Genomic DNA, 5,264 nt, shown 5'->3' with positions numbered 1-5,264 from the left:
ACACTCTACCTGCTGGACGAAAACAAGCAGAAAATCGGCATGATCGAACTGAAGGACAATGATCAGTACAATGACGTGCGGGTACATGCGGATATTGGTACGGATTCAAGTAGGTATATAATCTATGACGGATCCGGAGTAACGACCGACACCTATAGCCATCAAGTCGCAAATTACCGCAAGGTTGCCCACACGACGAAGGTCAAAAAGACTCGGGTAGTGCGTAAGAAAGTCCGTGGGAAGTGGCAAAGCGTCAAAGAGACGTACTATACCACATCCACTTACTACACGACAGATGTCTATTACACAACGGTTTACAATAACAGTTCGACCGGCGGCAACCTGGTCAGTTCCTATTCAGAGTTTAATAATTTTTGGGGCTACCTGGAACTTGAGAAAAAGGGAAATGTCTTTACCGCATACGTCATTCGGCTGGACGGAAACTTTAATGAGATCCACCGTGACACTTATACCTGGATTGATAGTGCGAACCAATACACGGGCAATAAGCTAGCCGGTATTGCCATCTGGGCCGCTTCATGGGGTACAAAGGATCCGATTAACTACCTGTGCTTTACCAACCTTCAGGTGCAGGCTCTGAATGATGTCAACGGCAGCGCACCGCCGATCATCGCCCATGTGGGGGACGAAATCATGATTGACTGCGAGTCGGAAGTCATCTACAAAAACGGTGAACGATTTATGCAATATTTATCCGTCGGTAGTCAGTGGCTGAAATTGCAGGGCGGTGATACGGAAGCGATCGGTGTTGCCCCGATTGATAGTGCAGATTTCAGCATGACCTATCGGGCCAAACAGTTATAGACAGGAGGTGAGAACAAATGAATATTTGGGTCATCAACGCGAAAAGGCAAATTGTCGCGTCTGCCAGTGATGATAGCTCGAAAGCCTGCCATTTTTGGAACGATACCTGGACAGAAAAATTGGTTAACTTTGATTCAACCAGTACCTTTACGATCAATGACGACGGCGAAAACAGCCAGTTTTTTGTTGAGGGGGCCCTGGTTGTTGCTCCGGATTTGGACGGAGATTTTATCCTCTATCGCATCTTGACGGTCGCGGATCAGCTCAACAGTGACGGCACACACGACAAGGTCATTACGCTGGAAAACGAGTACATCTTTGACCTAATTAATACGATCGTTGCAGACGCTTCGTTTACCAATGCCACAGCGGCAGATCTGTTTAATTATGTTCTCGCAGGGTCCGGCTGGCGACTGAATAACTGCGATTACGTCGGCACGCTGACCACGAGTTTTAGCGGTAACCTAACGGCACAGGCAGCGATGCAGCAGATCATCCGGGCAGATGATGCAGCGATTAATCCGCTGTCGGATGCAACACCCGTACAGAATTTTTTCTGCGAACCCAAGTTTCACGTGCTCATGAAGGGCGGCAGTATTGTTGATTTTGTCTGTGATGTGTATTCCCAGCGTGGTCAGGACAACGGTGACCGGTTTGAGTACACCCATGACCTGACCGGGCTTACCCGTACAACCGATCTATCGACCGTAAAGACAGCTGTCCGGCCCATCGGGGGTACCGATCCAAATGACTCAAGTAAGACGGTGGACATTACCAGCGTAAACGGCGGATTGGATTATATCTATGATGATGCGGCCAATATGCAGTACAACGTTACGGGCACCAGTTACCTGATGGTCGTCTTAACAAATAGTGCGATCACGGATCCGCAGGCGCTGAAAAATTGGGCGCAAAGCCGTCTGGACGCACTTAAGACACCATCTGTCACCTATACGGCAGCCATCGCCTGGCTGGAAACCGTTCCAGGATTCGATACGAAAAGGCTGCGGCTTGGTGATACAATTAAAATTATTGACCGGGAAATGAAGCCAGACTTAGCCATTTCTGCGCGCGCGATTCAGACGGATATCAGTCGTTCAGATCCCAGCCAGAACAAGGTAACGTTGGGTGACTTCCAGACGCTGGTTATTGAGCAGGTACCGGTAAATATTAGATCCGTCCAGGCACAGACACAGAAGGCACAGTCCGATGTAGATGCTGCGGCAGCTGCGTTGGCTTTGGCACAGGAACAAATTAAATTGAAAAACTCCATTTTTCGGAGCGTTTCAGCGCCGTCCAACGCTAGCAATAACGATCTGTGGGTTTATACCGGGACGGATACTTCCGTTCCGCCAGTCCAGCAATACCTTAATGGCGAGTGGCAGCCCGTTCAGGGACTGAAAGGTGACCAGGGTATTCCTGGACCGTCAGGGACGAATGGGGAAACGGTTTATCTGCATGTGGCTTACGCAGATGATGCATCAGGTGACGGGTTCAGTCAGGATCCAACAGGCAAGGCTTATATTGGAACGTATACCGATTTTACACAGAGTGACAGCGGTTCGGCGAGCACATATACCTGGGCGAAGTTTCAGGGTCCAACGGGTCCCCAAGGTGCACAAGGTACTCAAGGGCCAACCGGACTCACTGGTGCAACAGGAGCACAAGGAGTGCAGGGACTTACCGGCCCACAGGGCCCGAAAGGCGATACCGGAGCAACAGGCGCGGCCGGCCCGCAAGGCCCGCAGGGAATACAAGGGCCGACGGGAACGAACGGGCAGACATACTGGACATGGATCAAATACGCCGACGATGCAAACGGTACGAATATGACGGACTCCGAAACGGGCAAACGCTATGTCGGTATTGCGGTGAATAAAACAAGTGCAACTGAATCAACGAATCCGACAGATTACACATGGAGCCCACTCTATGATAATGTGCAAGTCGGGCAGACAAACTTATTCACGGGAACATCGAGCAGCTATAAGTCCGTAACATTCAGCGGATGGGACGCCTATCAGAGCCCGAGGATCCCATGCAATCCGGGTGATTCTTTCACCGGGCGCATTTATCTAAAGCCGGTGGCTCAACCCGTGTCGATTAATATGGAGTTTAGAAACAGTTCGACTCAGGCGTATAGTCAGAACTTTTCGACGCAAACAATCGCGGGGGGATCCGAGGGCTATGCCGTCGTCTCAGCGATCTGCCCGACGGGCTTCGATACGGTGACAATATCAATTCGGCATCAATCGGGCTCTACACCGTCAGACACAGTTCAGTATAAAGAAATGAAACTTGAGCACGGCAACATCGCAACCGATTGGAGCCCGGCTCCGAGCGACTCCGTGCAAGTATTCACATCTCAGCCCGTGCCGCCGTACAATCTCAACGATCTATACATCTTGAGCGGCGCGACGTATTACTGCACGACAGCAAAAGCGGCTGGGGCTGCGTATGCCTCGGCAGATTGGACGCTGCAACAGATCAATCTCACATCTCTCGCAACGGCAGTACAGAATACGCTCAACGGCTCGCTGCAAAGCTCGGCGACTTACAGCGGTGTACAGATCAATGCAAGCGGGCTCACAGCAACCGCCGGTTCAACCGTAGTTAGCGTTAATTCATCGAGCGGATTCAAAATTACGAAAAGTGGTTCGGCCGTCTTTCAGGTGGATACGAGCGGTAATCTATCCATCAATAATGCAGCAATTTCTTCAGTTAACGGCGGCCTCACAGTAGCAATTAATCAGGGTAGCGATCCGCTAGCGATTAAAGATAGTGGTGGTAATTACTTATTGCATGCTCAGCAAAGTGGCGACTTCTACATCGGGAACAACTTCCATGTAGATCCTAGTGGAAATGTATCTGTTACATCAGGGTCAATATCCGGTACCAACATTATAGGCAGTAGTTTTACTGCATCTGGCACAGGTGGAACAGGGGGATGGCAAAATGATAGGGTTGTTATAGGTGATACTTCACAAGGATCAGCTATAAACGTATTTGACACCTCGGCTAATGGACATATCGCGGGAATGAACTCAAATAACCTATTTTTTAGGTCTACAACATCGTCTACTGTTACATCTAGTCTATCCCAAACAACATTAGAGATGGATGGACAAAATGCTTATTCTGTAATAATTGATCCAACTAATTATAAAGGTATATGGGTATTTTCACCGAATGGTGGGGGCAATGTTACAACTGTAACAGGAGATCACATATTATCTCCTGCCTATTCCTTTCCGGGTGACGGCGCATATGACACAGGTATGTTCTGGAACAGTGACGGGGATTTTTATCTAAAATCCAATAATGTCGGAAGAATCCACGTCGGGACAAGTGGAGTAGCCATAGGAGGCGGAGTAGATGTAGGAATAACCAATAATTTAAATGTTTCCGGTCAAATACAAATGACTGGGAGCAGCGGAAAAATAGTCGCAAACGGCTACGGATGTATAGATATACAGGATAATACGGGCCAATGGCAATTTGGTATACACAACAATGGCATTTGTTATGTAAATGCGCAGTTAGAGGTTGGCAGTAACATGCTCCTAAACGGAGCACATTCTATCAGGTCTAATGACGGTGAAAAAATGTACATGGCTGATGGCGGTAGCGGCCTTGTTGATCTCGGCGTGAGAACTCTGTCACAGTCCTCGCGATGGGAACTGAAGGAGAACTTTGCGTCAATGGATCCGGCTCAGGCGCTGCTGAACATCTTGTCTACAGATGTTGTTCAATACAATTACAAGGGCGATCAGGAAACACATGTCGGACTGATCATTGATGATCGCGATACTCCTGAATATCAGGCTTGTTCAGATTTTATCACATTAGACAGGCAGGGTAAGAAGGATGACACGATTATTGGAGAATTGATGCTCGCAATTAAGCAACTTAACAGCACCATACAGGATCAGCAAATCAGAATTGCACAATTGGAGGCAGCATAATGGCAAATATCAAATTCAATGCAAACGATCAGATCCAGGTACTCAGTGCCAAACTGGCAAACGCGGAGGTTGAAAATTCGAGACTATCGGCTATTTTTAAGGCCGCAAATGATCGAATTGACGAACTCGAAGCCGAGAATAAAAAGCTGAAAGACCAGCAAGCCAAGAACGTCAAAGCGGATAAGAAGGTTGAACCGAGCACCCAGAAATGAGTGCTTTTATAATACAAAAAATTAGGGAGGCATCATCATGAACTATCAATTTTCAGGAATTGTCCCGATCCGAGACGCGCAGGGCAATGTGACAGGATTCACGGTCAGCTTCAACGGCCGCAATAACACCACAGGCGATTATATTAATGGTTCGATTCACATCACAGTTGAACAGTTCACCGCGACGGCCGGTAATGTCGATCAGATCAATGCACTGATCGCACCGGCCATTTCTGCACTGAATACGCCGCCGGCAGGCTAA

The 5,264-nt window shown here is 48.4% G+C and carries 4 protein-coding genes; all 4 read left to right on the top strand.

Annotated elements, in window-relative coordinates; translation table 11 throughout:
- A partial coding sequence (locus E4665_RS18295; protein WP_241654965.1) for a phage tail family protein occupies positions 1-825 on the top strand: 825 nt, incomplete at its 5' end.
- Between the two features lie 17 nt (positions 826-842).
- On the top strand, positions 843-4,790 hold the full coding sequence (locus tag E4665_RS18725) for a phage tail spike protein (RefSeq protein ID WP_135350148.1): 3,948 nt from the start codon (positions 843-845) through the stop codon (positions 4,788-4,790).
- Positions 4,790-5,002 carry a hypothetical protein gene (locus E4665_RS17795; RefSeq protein WP_135350147.1) on the top strand — a complete coding sequence of 71 codons (213 nt, stop codon included), beginning with the start codon at positions 4,790-4,792 and terminating at the stop codon, positions 5,000-5,002. Before E4665_RS18725 ends, E4665_RS17795 begins: the two co-directional genes overlap by 1 nt.
- Positions 5,003-5,039: 37 nt before the next feature.
- A complete protein-coding gene (locus E4665_RS17790; protein WP_135350146.1) occupies positions 5,040-5,264 on the top strand; it encodes a hypothetical protein in 225 nt (74 codons plus the stop codon).

This window comes from Sporolactobacillus shoreae (assembly GCF_004684935.1).
In the GTDB taxonomy this organism is placed as follows: domain Bacteria; phylum Bacillota; class Bacilli; order Bacillales; family Sporolactobacillaceae; genus Sporolactobacillus; species Sporolactobacillus shoreae.
Note: the sequence above shows the minus strand (reverse complement) of the source record. Positions and strands in the feature narration are given on the sequence as shown.